General features: G+C 72.4%; 14 protein-coding genes. 4 read left to right on the forward strand and 10 right to left on the reverse strand.

Annotated features, from left to right (window positions below; genetic code table 11):
- Positions 1 to 7: 7 nt before the first annotated feature.
- Together ACYU96_RS00175 and ACYU96_RS00180 are read right to left on the reverse strand one after the other, a co-directional pair.
- Positions 8 to 898 (reverse strand): MurR/RpiR family transcriptional regulator, encoded by an 891-nt coding sequence (locus ACYU96_RS00175; RefSeq protein WP_460747940.1) that lies wholly within the window; start codon positions 896 to 898, stop codon positions 8 to 10.
- Between the two features lie 37 nt (positions 899 to 935).
- A complete protein-coding gene (locus tag ACYU96_RS00180; RefSeq protein WP_460747941.1) occupies positions 936 to 2,096 on the reverse strand; it encodes an N-acetylglucosamine kinase in 1,161 nt (386 codons plus the stop codon).
- A gap of 369 nt (positions 2,097 to 2,465) precedes the next feature.
- Here ACYU96_RS00180 and murQ point away from each other — a divergent pair, with 369 nt between their 5' ends.
- Positions 2,466 to 3,404 carry an N-acetylmuramic acid 6-phosphate etherase gene (murQ, locus tag ACYU96_RS00185; protein WP_460747943.1) on the forward strand — a complete coding sequence of 313 codons (939 nt, stop codon included), beginning with the start codon at positions 2,466 to 2,468 and terminating at the stop codon, positions 3,402 to 3,404.
- 7 nt (positions 3,405 to 3,411) lie between these two features.
- Here murQ and ACYU96_RS00190 read toward each other — a convergent pair whose 3' ends face one another.
- Both ACYU96_RS00190 and ACYU96_RS00195 read right to left on the reverse strand, forming a co-directional pair.
- Entirely contained in the window at positions 3,412 to 3,942 is a 531-nt protein-coding gene (locus ACYU96_RS00190) for a GNAT family N-acetyltransferase (RefSeq protein ID WP_460747945.1), read from the reverse strand.
- 110 nt (positions 3,943 to 4,052) lie between these two features.
- Positions 4,053 to 4,805 carry a TSUP family transporter gene (locus ACYU96_RS00195; protein ID WP_460747946.1) on the reverse strand — a complete coding sequence of 251 codons (753 nt, stop codon included), beginning with the start codon at positions 4,803 to 4,805 and terminating at the stop codon, positions 4,053 to 4,055.
- 116 nt (positions 4,806 to 4,921) lie between these two features.
- Between ACYU96_RS00195 and ybaK the strand changes: the two genes are divergently transcribed.
- Positions 4,922 to 5,419 (forward strand): Cys-tRNA(Pro) deacylase, encoded by a 498-nt coding sequence (gene ybaK, locus ACYU96_RS00200; protein WP_460747948.1) that lies wholly within the window; start codon positions 4,922 to 4,924, stop codon positions 5,417 to 5,419.
- On the opposite strand, the gene ACYU96_RS00205 is transcribed toward ybaK, so the two are convergent.
- Entirely contained in the window at positions 5,416 to 6,153 is a 738-nt protein-coding gene (locus tag ACYU96_RS00205) for a YggS family pyridoxal phosphate-dependent enzyme (RefSeq protein ID WP_460747949.1), read from the reverse strand. The genes ybaK and ACYU96_RS00205 overlap by 4 nt on opposite strands.
- Positions 6,154 to 6,256: 103 nt before the next feature.
- Between ACYU96_RS00205 and ACYU96_RS00210 the strand changes: the two genes are divergently transcribed.
- Positions 6,257 to 6,673: a YccF domain-containing protein gene (locus ACYU96_RS00210; protein WP_460747951.1), complete on the forward strand. Its 417-nt coding sequence runs from the start codon at positions 6,257 to 6,259 to the stop codon at positions 6,671 to 6,673.
- A gap of 64 nt (positions 6,674 to 6,737) precedes the next feature.
- Here the strand turns inward: ACYU96_RS00210 and ACYU96_RS00215 are convergent, their stop codons facing one another.
- The 5 genes from ACYU96_RS00215 to ACYU96_RS00235 all read right to left on the reverse strand — a co-directional run bounded on the left by ACYU96_RS00215 (position 6,738) and on the right by ACYU96_RS00235 (position 13,769).
- Positions 6,738 to 8,024 carry an SGNH/GDSL hydrolase family protein gene (locus ACYU96_RS00215; protein ID WP_460747953.1) on the reverse strand — a complete coding sequence of 429 codons (1,287 nt, stop codon included), beginning with the start codon at positions 8,022 to 8,024 and terminating at the stop codon, positions 6,738 to 6,740.
- A gap of 144 nt (positions 8,025 to 8,168) precedes the next feature.
- Positions 8,169 to 10,832 (reverse strand): DEAD/DEAH box helicase, encoded by a 2,664-nt coding sequence (locus ACYU96_RS00220; protein ID WP_460747955.1) that lies wholly within the window; start codon positions 10,830 to 10,832, stop codon positions 8,169 to 8,171.
- A 98-nt stretch (positions 10,833 to 10,930) separates the two neighbouring features.
- On the reverse strand, positions 10,931 to 11,734 hold the full coding sequence (locus ACYU96_RS00225) for a phosphotransferase (protein ID WP_460748418.1): 804 nt from the start codon (positions 11,732 to 11,734) through the stop codon (positions 10,931 to 10,933).
- A gap of 207 nt (positions 11,735 to 11,941) precedes the next feature.
- Positions 11,942 to 12,706 carry a lytic polysaccharide monooxygenase gene (locus ACYU96_RS00230; protein WP_460747957.1) on the reverse strand — a complete coding sequence of 255 codons (765 nt, stop codon included), beginning with the start codon at positions 12,704 to 12,706 and terminating at the stop codon, positions 11,942 to 11,944.
- Positions 12,707 to 12,854: 148 nt separating this feature from the next.
- Positions 12,855 to 13,769 carry a methyltransferase domain-containing protein gene (locus ACYU96_RS00235; RefSeq protein WP_460747959.1) on the reverse strand — a complete coding sequence of 305 codons (915 nt, stop codon included), beginning with the start codon at positions 13,767 to 13,769 and terminating at the stop codon, positions 12,855 to 12,857.
- A gap of 88 nt (positions 13,770 to 13,857) precedes the next feature.
- Here ACYU96_RS00235 and ACYU96_RS00240 point away from each other — a divergent pair, with 88 nt between their 5' ends.
- On the forward strand, positions 13,858 to 15,165 hold the full coding sequence (locus ACYU96_RS00240) for a heparan-alpha-glucosaminide N-acetyltransferase domain-containing protein (RefSeq protein ID WP_460747961.1): 1,308 nt from the start codon (positions 13,858 to 13,860) through the stop codon (positions 15,163 to 15,165).
- Positions 15,166 to 15,172 lie beyond the last annotated feature (7 nt).

Raw genomic sequence — 15,172 nt, forward strand, 5'->3', positions numbered from 1 at the left:
CCCCGCCTCAGTCGTGGCGGGACGGGCGGCCGAACTCCATGCGCTGGCCCGCCACCGCGGCGGCCGTGAGGCGGATGGCCTCCTGCGACTTGTCGTAGGAGCGCTGCGCGACCCGGACGAACAGGAAGTCGACGATGGTGAGCTGCGCGATGCGGCTCGCCATGGCGCCTGCCCGGAACTTGGTCTCGCGCGCGGTGGTGGCGAGCACGAGGTCGGCGACCTTGCCGATCGGCGCGTCCGGGTAGTTCGTGATGGCGGCGGTGATGGCGCCCCGCTGGCGGGCGAGCTCCAGGGCCGTGTTGGTGGCCGTCGTCTGGCCGCTGTGCGAGATGCCGATGGCCACCGAGCCGGGGTCGAGGACCGCGGCCGAGGACTGCTGAAGGTCGGCGTCGGGCGAGCAGAAGGCGATCCGCCCGATGCGCTGCAGCTTGATCGCCAGGTCCTGCGCCGCGATGTGGGAGGCGCCGACGCCGTACACGGCCAGCTGTGGGGCCGTGGAGATGGCCTCCGCGAGCTTGTCGAGCACCTCGCGGTCCACGTCGCGGGCGGTGTCCTCGATGGTGCGGGCCTCGTGGAACGCGATCTTGGTGACCACGTCGTCGACGCCGTCGGTCTGGGTGAGCTCGCCCTGGGCGATGCCGGAGCGCTCGAGCTCCAGGTCTCGCCGGCTGGTGGCCTGCGCGAGGTCGATCCGGAACTCCGGGTAGCCGGCGTAGCCGATGGCGCGGCAGAAGCGCACCACGGTGGCCTGCGAGGTGTCCGCCTCGCCCGCGAGCTCGGTGATGGTGGAGGCGACGACCAGGCTCGGGTTCTCGAGCACCGTCTCGGCGACACGAGCCTCGGCGGGGCGAAGCGTCGGGAGCGAGCGTCGGAGCTTGACGAGCACGTCACCTGTCATCAGCGGCATCTCCAGTTGTGGTCGGGCCCGGGGACGTTCATGCCATCCCCGGGGTCTCGGGCAGGACGTTCGGCAGCTCGGTCGCGGAGAACTGCGACGTCGCCATCGAGCTGAACATGTCCGCGCCCGCGTCGGCGTGCTCGGACGTGGTGTGGCGGCCGTCGACCCGCACCGTGAGCCATGGCCGGTACCCGACCACACTCGACGGTTCCGCCGCAAGGCGGCGCGCGAGGACCTTGGCGCCGTCGAGCGGCGAACCGTCGCACGGCACCAGGCGGACGCCGGGACGCTCCAGCATGAGGTTCTCGTGCAGGGACTCCGTCAGCGGCGACGGGCGGTGCGCGAGCCGGCCGGTGATCGACGCGAGCTGCGGGATCTCCGGGCTGAGCGCCGTGGCCAGCGTGGCTGCGAGGTGGCGGCCCGCCTCGGTGAGGATGTTGTGCGAGATCGTGTCGCCGTCGGCCGCGGCCGCCATCACCGCGGGAGCGAACGAGGCGAGCTTCGCCGCGCGGTCGTTGCTCATGTACAGCTGGGCGGGCCAGCTCGCGACCGGGCCGAGCTTCTTGGTGGCGAACTCGAGCAGGCGGCGGGATCCCCCGCGCGGACGGCCGTCGTGCGCGGCCGTGGCGGCGCGCAGGGCCTCGCTGCCCACCCAGACGCCCGCGCCGAGATCACCGAGCAGGTGGCCCCAGCCGTCGGCGCGGCGCCAGCGGCCGCTCTGGTCGAACGAGAACGCGACAGCGCCGGTACCGACCGACAGCACCGCTCCGGGACGTCCGCGCAGGGCGCCCATGTGGGCGGTCAGCGCATCGCCGGCGACAGCGGTGCGGTTGGTCCGGAGCATCGCCCCCATGACGTCGTGGATCTCGTGCGTGCTGGGCACCACCGACGTGAGTCCCGTGACGCCGACTGCGGCGGATCGCACGACCGGCGGCTGCTGGAAGTGGTACTCGGCATTCTTGACCCAGTACAGGAACGTCTCGCACAGACCACGGATCACCTGCGCGGCGTTGCTGCCCTCGGGCAGGATCTTGACCGGCTCGCCCTCCAGGGCGATCGAGATGCCCTCGCCGCCGGACAGCTTCGCGTCCATGAGCTCGGCAGTGAGGCGCGAACCGCTGCCACCCACGTCCATCGCGACGACCCACCCGGCGGTATCGCCGACGGTGGACCCGTCCCCCTCAGTGTCAGTCTGCACCGATCCATTCTGACACGATTTTACCCCAAGATTGTGTAAAGAGTGGCAGAAATTCTTGCATATTACAGACTGAAATATCCGGCATGCCGAAGCGTGCTAATCGCAGTGGGGTCAGGGCCTCCTGGAGGGTGAGATCCTGTGATGGTGTGACTGTTCGATCATTACGATTCGATAACGGTCGGGGCTGACGGTTTTGGCCCGGGTTGCTATGTAGGTAATCTCCGCGAGTGGTGGCAAGTCGGGTAACTGTATTTCACGCGGTCCGGTGCCGGGTGCGACAGGAGAGGGCCTAGCGTGAGCGAGCTGGTGCGTGATGTGGCCAGATCCACCCGGTACGGTCGAGCTGCCGGGCGGAAAGGAGAACCACGGATGATCGCCGATACGAGGTACGAGAAGACGGAGTCCGTTCCGCCGGTGCGCGTCTCGTCACCCACCGAGGAGCGGAACCCGCGCACGCGGGACATCGACGTCGTCCCCACCGCCGAGCTGGTGGCGATGATCTCGGACGAGGACGCGCGCGTCGTGGACGCGGTGCGCGCCCAGCACCCCCGGATCGTCGCGGCGGTCGACATCGCCGTCCAGGCGATCCTCGCCGGCGGCCGGGTGCACTACGTGGGGTCCGGGACGTCGGGCCGGATGGCGTTCATGGACGCCGCCGAGCTGCTGCCGACGTTCGGGGTCGGCGAGGAGATGTTCGTCGCGCACATCGCGGGCGGTGCCGGGGCGTTCGCCCGCGCCGTCGAGGGTGCCGAGGACGACGCCGGTGCCGGGCGCGCCGTGCTCGACGACGGGTCGCCGCACGACGTCGTCATCGGGATCGCCGCCAGCGGGCGCACGCCCTACGTGCGCGGTGCGCTGGAGGCAGCACGAGAGCTGGGCGCGGCGACGGTGCTGATCGCGTCCAACCCGGTCGCGCCGCTGGCCACGCTGGCCGACGTCGCCATCCTCGTCGACACCGGGCCCGAGGCGGTCACGGGATCGACCCGGATGAAGGCCGGGACGGCCCAGAAGCTCGTGCTGAACACGATCTCGACCGCGGTGATGATCCGGCTGGGCAAGACCTACTCGAACTTCATGGTCGAGGTGGTCGCCACCAACGAGAAGCTGCGGGGCCGGCTGGTGCGGCTGCTGGAGCAGGCGACCGGACGGGACACGGAGGACTGTGAGAAGGCGCTGCGCGACGTCGGGGGAGACCTGCGCGTAGCACTGGTGACCCTCCTGGTCGACGTCGACCAGGCGGCCGCGCGCGCCGCCCTTGCCGCGCCGGGTGTGCTCGGGGTCCGCGGAGCGCTGGACCGGCTGCGCTGAGCTCCGCTCAGCGCAGTTCCGGGACCTGCGCCGCCATCTTGGCCACCAGGATCTCGCCGCCCTTGGTGAGCTGCTGGCCGGTCTGCTCGAACCCGAGACGGTCGTGGAACCGCATCGAGCCGGGGTTCGGCGGGTTGAGGTTGATCTCGCAGGTGACGACGTCGCGCTCGGCATCCCGGGCGGCGTCGAACACCGCGTCGTACAGCTGACGGCCGATGCCCCGGTTCCGCGCGCGCTCGCCGAGCACGATGCGGTCCACGTACAGGTGGTCCAGACCGCGGTCCTCGAACCAGTCGTAGTTCTCGGACGAGTACTCGGCGCCCGGATCCAGCGCGAGCAGGAACCCGAGGGGGTCGGCGGAGCCCTCGGGGTCCGTGGCGACCAGGGCGAGGGAGGAGACGTCGAGGAGACCCGCCATCTCCTCGGCCGGGGTGACGGGGACCGCCGGGATCGCGGCGTTGTTCAGCTCGACCAGCGCCGGGACGTCGGCGTCGGTCGCGGGCCTCAGCGTGGGGGTCGCAGGAGCGGCGACGGGCATGGGGTGTCCTTTCATCGAGAGCGGGACGCGCAGATCCTACCGGGGCAGGTTGTCCGGAGCAGTGGCCGGCCCCACATCGTGACCACGCTCACGGGCCCGGGCCGGGCGTCTCAGGCCAGGTGGGCGATGCCCTGGGTGAGGGTGGCCGCGCCGCCCACGTAGGCCAGGACGATCAGGACGCGGCGGGTCGCCTCGCGTGAGACGTGCGGGGCCAGGAGCTCGCCCAGCCCGATGCTCGCGAGCAGCGCGAGCCCGATCACCACCCACTCCCAGACGGCGAACGCCGGGAACCTCGCGTCGGCGAAGGTGAGCTTGGCCGCCATCGCCGCCAGCGCGTTGGTCATGAAGAACGGCTGCGCCGTCGCCGCGAAGGCTCGCGGGTCCCACCGGTCCAGGACGGCGTACACCGCGAGCGGCGGCCCGCCGATCCCGGCGGCGACGCTGCCGAACCCGGCTGCCGCACCCGCGACGAGAAGCGGACGGGGGTCGCGGGCGTCGAACCGCCGCCGCTCCCCGCGGAGCCGGGACGCGACCAGGGCGAGGGTCATCGCCGCGACGACGATCGCCCCCACCGCGATCTCCAGGATCGCCGAGCTCGCATCCCGCAGCAGCAGCGCGGCCGGGACGGTGACGCTCACCGAGGCGCTCGCGAGCCAGGCGAACCGGCGCCAGTCGACGCCGCGCAGCAGCCGGCCCACGATCACCATCGCCATCGCGGCGCCCACCACGTTGACGAGCAGGACCCCCTCCAGCGGCCCGACCAGCAGCACGATGAACGGCCCCGCCGCCAGCCCGAACCCCATCCCGGTCACGCGCTGGAGCGACCCGCCCACGAGGATGGCCAGGACGAGGAGGGCGAGCACCCGGCAACTGTAAGCCCGGGCAACTCGCCACGGTCCCGCCCGTCCGCCCGTCCGGCGCTCCGCGTGCGACGGGCCCATGGGCGCGAGCGAGCCGCGGGTCCGGTGAGAATAGGGAGGTGGGGAAGAAGAAGAGAGGCGGGGCCGCCGGCGGCACGCCGGCCGTCGTCGCCCTGGAGAAGGGTGGTGTGGCGCACACGCTGCACGCCTACGAGCACGACGCGACGCGCGGCGACTACGGGGCGGAGGCGGTCGACGCGCTCGGGTTCCCGGCCGACCGGGTGTTCAAGACGCTGCTCGCCGACGTCGACGGCGCGCTCGTGGTCGGCATCGTGCCGGTGTACCGGAAGCTGGACCTCAAGGCGCTGGCCCGGGCCGTCGGCGGCAAGAAGGCGGCGATGGCCGACGTCGCGCGCGCCGAGCGGGCGACCGGCTACGTGGCGGGCGGCATCTCGCCGCTCGGCCAGAAGCAGCGGCACACCACGGTCCTGGACGAGTCCGCCGAGGCGTTCGACGCCGTCTACGTCTCCGGCGGACGCCGCGGCCTCGACGTCGGCCTGGCACCGCAGGACCTGCTGGCGCTCACGGACGGCACGACGGGCCCCATCGCACGCTAGAGCGCCGGGCGCCGCCCGAAGACGGCCGTGCCGACGCGCACGATCGTGGCGCCTTCCGCGATCGCCAGGTCCAGGTCGCTCGTCATGCCCATCGAGAGCTCGCGGGCGGTGGAGGTGCCGGGCGCGCCGGAGGCCAGCACCTCGTCACGGATCGCGCGCAGGCGGGCGAAGCCGGTGCGCACCGTCGTGTCGTCGGCGGGCTCGCCGCCGGTGGTGAGGCGTGCGCCGATCGTCATGCAGCCCGTCAGGCGCAGGCCGGGCAGGGCGGCGACGTCGCGGGCGAGCGCGACGGCGTCGCCGGGCGCGGCGCCGGACTTCGTCTCCTCGCCCGACACGTTCACCTGGACCATGACGTCCAGGGTCAGGCCGTCGCGGACGGACCGCGCCGACAGGGCCCGCGCGAGCGCGAGGCCGTCGACCGTCTCCACGCCGGTGGCGGTCGCCAGCACCTGGTTGATCTTGTTGCGCTGCAGGTGTCCGATCATGTGCACGTCGAGCGTGCCCGCCGCGACCCGGTCCGCGAGGGCCGGGGCCTTCGCGACGAGCTCCTGCACGCGGTTCTCGCCGATCAGGTCGACGCCGGCCTCGACCGCCGCGGACACCGCCTCGGCGTCCTGGGTCTTCGTCGCGACCAGCAGGCGGACCTCGCCGGGATCGCGCCCGGCGGCGCGGGCGGCGTCGTCGATGCGCGAACGGACGGCGGTGAGGCGGTCGGCGATGGTGGAGGTCGGCACGCACCGAGTCTAGGGAAGCCCCGGTGGTCCACCCGGACGGTCAGGGGCGGATCAGGGCGATACCCGGTTATGCCTCCGCACCGGTGTGCGACAGAATCGGACCATGCTTCGGACGCTGCTGAACATCATCTGGCTCATCTTCGCGGGCCTCGGCCTCTTTCTCGGCTACATGCTGGCGGGCATCATCTGCTGCCTGCTGATCGTCACCATCCCCTTCGGCCTCGCGTCCTTCCGGATCGCCGTCTACTCGCTCTGGCCGTTCGGCCGGGCCGTGGTGGACCGGAAGCAGTCCGGGGTCGGCGAGGTGATGTCGCTCGTGGGCAACGTCATCTGGGTGATCGTGGCCGGCTGGTGGCTCGCGATCGGCCACATCGTCACCGCCGTCCCGCTGTTCATCTCGATCATCGGCATCCCGATGGGCTGGGCGAACCTCAAGCTCATCCCGGTGTCGCTGATGCCGCTCGGCAAGGAGATCGTCCCCAGCGACGCGATCCTGCCGACGTACCAGCGCACCGCCTGACTCGTCGCACCCGCGGCGGTGCGGTCGTCACGACCACACCGCCGCGGGTGCTGGTGAGGTCCCGTCAGCCCTTGGCGAGCGAGGCGACCTCCTGGTCGAGCGGGCCCAGGCGCATCCGCGGCTCACCCGTCGCCGTGAGCGTCGTCGCACCGATCCCGCCGATCACGCAGCTCCCGCTGACCGGGTTCCCGCCGTTCCACACCTGCCGCAGGCAGTTGCGCTGGGCGAGCTGGCCCCAGTAGTTGGGGTGCAGCGACTCCTGGACCTGGTAGGGCGAGTCGCCGATCGTGGAGATCGTGCGGATCTGGTTGACCCACTCGGTCTGGTCCACGGCGCCCGGGGACTGCCAGTTCGCCAGCCCGACCTCCTCGTACAGGCCCACGCCCTCCTCGCACAGGCGCTGCCCGTCGAAGGCGTGGGTCATGTCGAGGGTGCGGACGTTCGGCAGCCCGACGTCGGCCGCCGCGCCGAGCAGAGCACCGTTGATCACGGGCAGCGCCGTCGCGTTCGCCCAGTCGGCGTCGGCGTTCCAGAGCCCGCAGCCGCCGGTGAACTGGCGGCCGTACCCGGACTGGGAGTACCGGATCCCGGACCCGTCCGGCACCGGGGACGGGTAGGTCTGGACGACGAGCGTCCACTGGTCCTCGGTGTAGCCGGCCTCCTGCATCGCGGTGGCGACGTCGCCGAGCGAGTCCGCGACCTCGGCGCGCACGGCGGCGACGTTCGCGGGCGTGAAGTGCGCGGTCACGGAGCCGTCGTCGTGGCAGTAGTTCTTCCACCAGCTCGGCGAGGTGAGGAAGTTGACGACGCACTGCTGCACGATGTCCGCGAAGCCGAAGTCGTTGCCCCCGATCGAGACCACGACCATGCTGACGTTCCGGGTCGCGGCGGCCTCTTGCAGGGCAAGGGCCTGCCCCTGGCCGGCGGCGCCGTCGTAGAGGTCGACGCCGGGCTTGAACAGGGACCCGGTGGACGTCGCGGTCTGCGCGCCGCTGCAGGCGAGGTTGAGGCCCTGGGTGCCCGCGCCGATGTAGGCCTGGGCGGAGGACGCCCGGTGGCAGCCCTCGATCGTCTCGCCGGTGCCGTCGGCGTCGTCGTGGTACGCGTGGCGGCCGAGCGCGTCGGCGCGGCGGTGGTCGGCGTTGGAGCTGCCCGCCCAGCGGCCGGCCTCTCCGGAGATGTACGAGTCGCCGAGCGTGACGACCCACGGGTCGCCGACACCGGGTCCGTCGGCGGCCGCGGGCGGTGCGGCGGTAGTGGTGGTGGCGACCAGGGCGGCGGTGGCCAGCGCGACGGCCGACCCGGTCAGGGCGGCTCGGGCGCGGGGCGATCTGACACGGAAGGTGTGCATGACCAGACTCCTGTTGTCGGGTGAGACAGCACCGTTACTGACTCGGTCTCAACAGTAGAGTCTATGAAGCACTCATAAAAGAGCAAATGAGCGGCAAAATATGACGGGCGTGGCTGGGGCAGGTAGGAGCCGCCCGCTCGGGCGTCAGATCATGCCGACCCGGATCGCGCGCAGCACGACCTGACCCGCCTCGTCGCTGCCGGCGAGGTCGACGCCGGCGGTGATCGCCCAGTCGTGGTTGCCCGCCGGGTCGTCGAGCACCTGGCGGACCCACCACGTGCCCTCGGGCACCGTGCTGCCGTCCGGCAGCCCGGCCCCCGGCTCCCGGACGGTGATCAGCGCCGAGGCGCGCGCCTCGGGGCCGATGCCGATCGCGTCGTCGCCCTGCTCCTCGAACAGCGGGTCCAGGGCGTCGCCCCAGGCGTCGGCGTCCATGCCGATCGCGGCGTCGAGCGAGCCCAGCGCCTCGTACGCCTCACGGGCGGCCAGCTCGACGCGCCGGAACATGGCGTTGCGCACCAGGCGGCGGAACGCGCGCGGGTTCCCCGTGACCGGCCGGGCGGGCGCCTCGGCCCCGGCTTCGGCGAGCTCGCCCTCGACCACCAGGTCCGCGTCGTCGTCCACGGGGTTCTGCAGCCGCTCCCACTCGTCGAGCAGCGACGAGTCGACGTTCCGCACCAGCTCGCCCAGCCACTCGATGACCTCGTGGACGTCCTCGGTGCGGTGCTCCTCCGGCACCACCTGCCGCACCGCGCGGAACGCGTCCGCGAGGTAGCGCAGCACCACGCCCTCCGTGCGCTCCAGCCCGTACGCGCTGACCAGCTCGGCGAACGTCATCGCCTTCTCGAGCATGTCACGCACCACCGACTTGCACGACAGCTCCGCGTCCGCGACCCACGGGTTCGTCTGCTTGTACGTGGCGAACGCCGGCTCCAGCAGGTCCTGGAGCGGCTTCGGCCAGGTGATCTCCTCCAGCAGCTCCATGCGCTCGTCGTACTCGATGCCCTCGGCCTTCATCGCGCCGATCGCCTCGCCGCGCGCCGTCTTCTGCTGGCCGAACAGGACCTGGCGCGGGTCGTCGAGCGTGGCCTCGATGACCGAGACGACGTCGAGCGCGTGGGTGGGGCTGTCGACCTCCAGCAGGTCCATCGCGGCCAGCGCGAACGGCGACAGCGTCTGGTTCAGGGCGAAGTCCCGGGGAAGGTCCACCGTGAGCCGGGCGCTCGGCCGGTAGCCCTCCGGGCGGGACCCGTCCGGGACGCGGACCCGTTCCACCACGCCCGCCTGGCGCAGGCTGCGGTAGATGCGGAACGCCTGCCGCACGTGCTTGGCCTGCTGGGCCTCGGTGTCGTGGTTGGCGGTCAGGAGGTGCCGCATCGCCGCCACGGGGTCGCCCTCGGGCCGCGCGAGCACGTTCAGCACCATCGCGTGCGAGACGGTGAAGTTGCTGGAGAGCTGCTCGGGATCGGCGTCGCGCAGGCGTTCGAACGTGGAGTCCGTCCAGTTCACCGCGCCGCTCGGCGCCTTCTTGCGCACGATCTTCTTGCGCTTCTTCGGGTCGTCGCCCGCCTTGAGCAGCGCCTTGCGGTTCTCGATCACGTGCTCGGGGGCCATGACGAGCACCTCGCCGAGCGTGTCGAACCCGGCGCGGCCCGCGCGGCCCGCGATCTGGTGGAACTCACGTGCCGAGAGGTGCCGCATGCGCTCGCCGTCGAACTTCACGAGGCTCGTCATCAGCACGGTGCGGATCGGCACGTTGATCCCGACGCCGAGCGTGTCCGTGCCGCACACCACCTTGAGCAGGCCCTTCTGGGTGAGGCGCTCCACCAGGCGGCGGTACTTGGGCAGCATCCCCGCGTGATGCACGCCGATCCCGGCGCGCAGGAACCTGCTGAGGATCTTGCCGAAGCCCGTGGCGAACCGGAACGCGCCGATCTCCTCGGCGATCCGCTCCTTCTCGGCCTTGTCCGCGAGCTTCATGGACAGCAGCGCCTGGGCACGGTCGACGGCGTCCTTCTGCGTGAAGTGGACGACGTACACCGGTGCGCGGTGCGTGGTGACGAGCTCCTCGATGGTGTCGGTCAGCGGCTCGACGACGTACGAGAACTCGAGCGGCACCGGGCGCTCGGCGTCCGTCACCTCGGCGGTCTCGCGGCCGGTCCGCTCCTCCAGGTCCTCGCGCAGCCGCGTGGTGTCGCCCAGCGTGGCCGACATGAGCAGGAACTGCGTGTCCGGGAGCTCCAGCAGCGGCACCTGCCACGCCCACCCGCGCTGCGGGTCGCCGTAGTAGTGGAACTCGTCCATGACGACCTGGGAGATGGCGTCCTCGCCGGTGAGGACACCGCCGTCGCCCCGCGTGCGGCGCAGCGCGAGGTTCGCCAGGATCTCCGCCGTGCAGCAGATGATCGGGGCGTCCGGGTTCACTGCGGAGTCGCCCGTCATCATGCCGACGTTCTTCGACCCGAACGCGGCCACCAGGTCGAAGAACTTCTCGCTGACCAGCGCCTTCAGCGGTGCGGTGTAGTAGGTGCGGCCGCTGCGCCCCGCGCGGTTCGCGCAGAGCGCGGCGAACTGCGCGCCCATCGCGACCATCGACTTCCCCGACCCGGTCGGTGTCGCGAGGATGACGTGCGAGCCCGTCATGAGGCCCAGGAGCGCCTCCTCCTGGTGCGGGTAGAGCGGACGCCCGCCGTCGGCCGCCCACGTCCCGAAGTTCTCGAAGAGCACGTCCGGGTCCGGCGCCTTGCCGGTCGGGGCGGGGACGTGGGGGAGGAGGGTTCCGGCGGGGCGCGGCGTCGTGGTCGTCATGGTGCGCACATTCTCGCAGCACTGTCGACGGGTGTGCCGGGGCGGGGCGAGGGTGCGCGGCCGGGCCGCTGACGACCCGCGGGCCGTCCTCGCCGTGCCTACTTCCGCGACGCCTTGCGGTACTGCTCGATCGTGTCCCACAGCAGGCGGTAGTAGGCGGTGCGCTCGGGGTCCGGCCGGACGCCGTACGCGGCGAAGAACTCCGCCTCGAGGCGCGGGTCCCGGAACCGGCGGGCGATCGAGCGGGACGCCACCGCGAGGTCGCTCCACCGGTCGGCGATGCCGAGCTCGCCGAGGTCGACGTGCGCGGCGAACGTGCCGTCGTCGTGCAGCAGCGTGTTGGGGACGCAGGCGTCGCCGTGGCAGACCACGAGGCGGTCCACGGGCGGCGCCGGGCCGGTCAGGTCCCGGACCTTCGCCGGGAGGCCGGCGGTGCGGGCGGCGGGCGTCCAGGTGAAGGGGCAGGCGGCGAAGGGGGCGGTGTCGTGCAGGAGGCGCAGGCCCTCGGCGATGGAGCGCGCGGCGGTGTGCGGGTGGTCCTGCCACCGCGGGTCGATGGCGGAGGTGCCGGCCAGCTCCTCGGTCAGGAGCCAGGCGCCGTCGTCCCCGCGACCGACGTCGAGCACCCGGGGGACGACGGCGAACTGCCGCGCCCAGGAGAGCCGGCCGGCCTCGGCGAACGGGTCGGGGCACGGGGCGCCCTCCGGGACCCACTTGAGATACCGGGCGGGGGGTGCCGCCGGGCCGGCGAGCAGCGGGGCCTCCTCGAGCCGGAAGGTGAGTCCGCCCAGGTCGTTGCGCCAGACGGGTGCGACGCTTCCCCAGCCCACGTACCAGCCGGCGAGCGCGTGAACCGCGTCCGGTATCTCGACAGGTGCGGGGTGGACGCCCCGCACGAGCATGGTCGGCACGCGTTCATGCTGGCACGGAACGGGTGAAAAAGTGCACCCGATTTCAACTGATTCCGGGCACGGCGGGACATGCGCAGGTGGCGGCGTGTGCGGGTGACGTGCACCGACATGCAGAAGACGGGGTGAAGCAGGGCCGGCCGCACCCGTGACGAGCACGGGTGCGGCCGGGCCGCGGGCGACGGACGGGGGACGGCTCGGTCAGCAGGCGCCGAGGTCCCTCCACGGCCCCCATTCGCCGGACTCGCTCGGGACCTCGCCCTGCGTCCACCACTTGGCCTGGTAGAGGTTGCCCTGGTAGGAGACCTGGGCTCCGCCCAGGTAGGCGGCGGCGCTGTCCCACACGCCGGCGGAGCATTCGCCCGGCTCCTCGTCGGGCGGGTCGGTCGGCCCAGGGTTGCCCCCGCCGCCGCCGACGTTCACGTCGATGCACGCGTAGAACGCCATCGCCGTGTCGTAGACGTTCCACCGCGCGAGGATCGTGTGGTTGCCCGACGGGAGACCGGACAGCGTGTGGTTGACCGTCGAGGGTGGCTGGGCGCCGCCGTCGTCGAACGTCCTGAAGGGCTGCCCGTCGACGAAGTACTCCCACGTCGAGGTGCGGTGGTTCGCCGTGATGTTCCACGTGAACGTGTGCGTGCTGCCGATCGAGGTGCGCGGCCACGCGAGCGAGTCGTCGTCCAGGTTGGTGAATCGGGAGCCGCCGGAGCACTGCATCGAGCCCTTGGGGGCCTCGACGCTCTGCGGCTCGTACTGGATGCCCTGGCAGTCGTGGCTCACCGTGCCGTTGGCGCAGTGCGCCTGGCGGCTCGGGGGGTCGGAGACCCAGCCATGAGCCTGGGCGGACGGGGTCATGAAGGTCGGTGCGGCGACGAGCGCCGTGACGGCCAGAGCGAGCGTGGCCAGGACGGCCAGAGCGAGGCGGCCCGGCGTGAGCCGGGTCCGCTGGAGTGCTGTGCCTCTCATGTCGGATCACCTCGGTCATTGGGGTGCGGCGAGGACTGCTTCCGCGTCGCGGACCACTTGACCGTAGGAATAAGCGTGCAGTCCTGGCAATTGGGGCAACCACGTAGTGGGGGAAGCCCGTAGCGGGCAGCGGCGTGCGGCGCGGGGGTCAGACGCGCGCCAGCACCTCGCCGTGCAGGACGGCGAACCAGCCGTCGTCGGCCGCCGCCCAGTCCTGCCAGCCCTGCGCGAGCTGCTCCAGGCCGACGTCGTCCGCCAGCGCCGACTCCTTGGCCTGCACCGCGAAGTTCGACTCGGTGCAGCGCTGCGCCCAGAGGTCGCCCCACCAGCGGCGGTCACCGGGGGTGGCGTAGCACCAGGAGCTCGCGGTGGGCACGATGCCCGAGGGGTCGAAGCCGGCCTCCCGCACCCACGAGAGCAGGTGGCGGCCGGCGTCCGGCTCGAAGCCGTAGGCGTGCGTGACCTCGTGGTAGAGCGTGTTCCACTCGGTCAGCTCGGCCGACGCCGGGTGCCACGCCATCGCGGCGTAGTCGGCGTCGCGCACGGCGACGAGCCCGCCCGGCCTGGCCACGCGCTTCATCTCGCGCAGCGCGACGACCGGCTCCGACAGGTGCTGCAGCAGCTGGTGTGCGAAGACCACGTCGAACGTGCCGTCCTCGAACGGCAGCTCGTAGGCGTTCGCCTGCTCGAACCGCACGGTCGCGCCAGGGTGCTGCGCGGCGAGCTCGCGGGCGGAGTCCAGCACGTCGGCCGCGGCGTCGACGCCGACGGCCTCCCCGTCGCCGAGCTTCTCTGCCAGGTCGACGGTGACCGTGCCGGGACCGCAGCCGACGTCGAGCACGCGCATGCCCTCGCGGAGGTGGGGCAGGAGGAACGCCGCCGAGTTCGCGACGTTGCGGGCGCGGTGGGAACGCAGCACCGACTCGTGGTGGCCGTGCGTGTACGACTCCGACTCCTTCGTCAGGTCGCTGCGGTGGTGACCGGGCGCGTCGATCGCGTCGACGGGATCGGTACCTGCGGGGACGTCGTGTGGAGGCGCCGCAGGCTCGGTACTGGGTCTCATGTTTTCACGCTACCGAGGTGGGACCCAGGTCACACAGGGGTTCTCACTGGTCGGGACGACGTTCGGTGAGACCTGCGAGGATGCTGGCATGCCCGAGCCGTCAGCAGAACCGGCCCCCGTGGGAGCAGCATCGGAGCCGTCTCCGCCGGACGCGTCGTCGCCGGCGGGGACGGCGGCGGTCCGCGGGCGGCCGGGCGTCCTCGCCCGCGCGGGAGAGCGCCTCCTCGGAGGTCCGGGCCGCGTGCCGGGCCTCGACATCGCCCGCGGCCTGGCCGTGCTGGGCATGTTCACGGCGCACGTCGGCGTGACGTCGGCCGACCTCGGCACGCTCGAGGGCTGGCTCGGGCTCTCGCACGGCCGCTCCTCGATCCTGTTCGCCACGGTGGCCGGGGTGTCGCTGGGTCTCGTGACCGGAGGGCGGACGCCAGCGTCGTCCCGGGAGGCGTCGTCGCGGGGATCCGCGGGGACGGGGGCCGGCCTCGCGACCGCGCGCGGGGCGGTCCTGGCACGGGCGGCCGCGCTCCTCGTCCTCGTCGCGGGCCTCGACCTGCTCGACACCCGCGTCGCGCTGATCCTCGGTTTCTACGCGACGTTCTTCGTGCTGGCGCTGCCGTTCCTGCGGCTGCGGCCGTCCGAGCTGGCGCCGCTCGCGGTGATGATCGCGGTGCTCGGGCCCCCGCTCGCCTACTACGGGCCCGAGCTCCTCGCCCGGCTCGGGCTCCGCCTGCCACGCGACGGCTCGGGCGCGTTCACCGACTTCCTGCTCTCGGGGCACTACCCGGCGATCGTGTGGATGGCGTTCGTGCTGGCGGGGCTCGCCGTCGGCCGCAGCGACCTGCGCAGCCTGCGGCTGCGGGCCTGGCTCGTGGCCGGCGGGTTCGGGACCGCGCTCCTGTCCGCGATCGTCGCGGCGGGGATGACCGAGCAGGCCGGCGGCCGCGACGCGATCGAGGAGAATCTGCGGTCCACCACCACCGGGCAGGCGGGCCCGGGCGTCCTCGGCCTCGGCGACCCCTGGCCGACGCCGCACTACCTCTGGCTCGACGGCCCGCACGACGACACCATGTTCGAGGTGTTCGGCTCGGGCGGGTTCGCCCTCGGGGTGATCGGGCTGTGCCTCTTTGCGGGGCGGGTCGGCGCGCGCGTCCTCGCCCCGCTGGCCGCCGTGGGCGCGCTGGCGCTGACCGTCTACTCGGCACAGATCGTCGTCGTCTGGGCCGTCACCGCGAACGGCTTCGACCTGCTCGACCCGCCGACGAACACTCCGCTCGGCCGGATGGTCCTCGTCACGCTGGCCGCGGCGACCCTGTGGCGGGCGCTGTTCGGCCAAGGCCCGCTCGAACGGGCGACGGCGGCCTGGGTCCGCTGGGTGACGGGCAGGACGACGCGCGGCTGAGGCGCGC

The sequence above is a fragment of the Myceligenerans cantabricum genome, assembly GCF_054777735.1.

Bases quoted from the DNA above. Each gene is read 5' to 3' on its own strand.
- ACYU96_RS00240 (WP_460747961.1), top strand. From the start codon at position 13,858: ATGCCCGAGCCGTCAGCAGAACCGGCCCCCGTGGGAGCAGCATCGGAG.
- ACYU96_RS00210 (WP_460747951.1), top strand. From the start codon at position 6,257: ATGCTTCGGACGCTGCTGAACATCATCTGGCTCATCTTCGCGGGCCTC.
- ACYU96_RS00215 (WP_460747953.1), bottom strand. From the start codon at position 8,024: ATGCACACCTTCCGTGTCAGATCGCCCCGCGCCCGAGCCGCCCTGACC.
- ACYU96_RS00230 (WP_460747957.1), bottom strand. From the start codon at position 12,706: ATGAGAGGCACAGCACTCCAGCGGACCCGGCTCACGCCGGGCCGCCTC.
- ACYU96_RS00235 (WP_460747959.1), bottom strand. From the start codon at position 13,769: ATGAGACCCAGTACCGAGCCTGCGGCGCCTCCACACGACGTCCCCGCA.
- ACYU96_RS00190 (WP_460747945.1), bottom strand. From the start codon at position 3,942: ATGCCCGTCGCCGCTCCTGCGACCCCCACGCTGAGGCCCGCGACCGAC.
- ACYU96_RS00220 (WP_460747955.1), bottom strand. From the start codon at position 10,832: ATGACGACCACGACGCCGCGCCCCGCCGGAACCCTCCTCCCCCACGTC.
- ACYU96_RS00175 (WP_460747940.1), bottom strand. From the start codon at position 898: ATGACAGGTGACGTGCTCGTCAAGCTCCGACGCTCGCTCCCGACGCTT.
- murQ (WP_460747943.1), top strand. From the start codon at position 2,466: ATGATCGCCGATACGAGGTACGAGAAGACGGAGTCCGTTCCGCCGGTG.
- ACYU96_RS00225 (WP_460748418.1), bottom strand. From the start codon at position 11,734: ATGCTCGTGCGGGGCGTCCACCCCGCACCTGTCGAGATACCGGACGCG.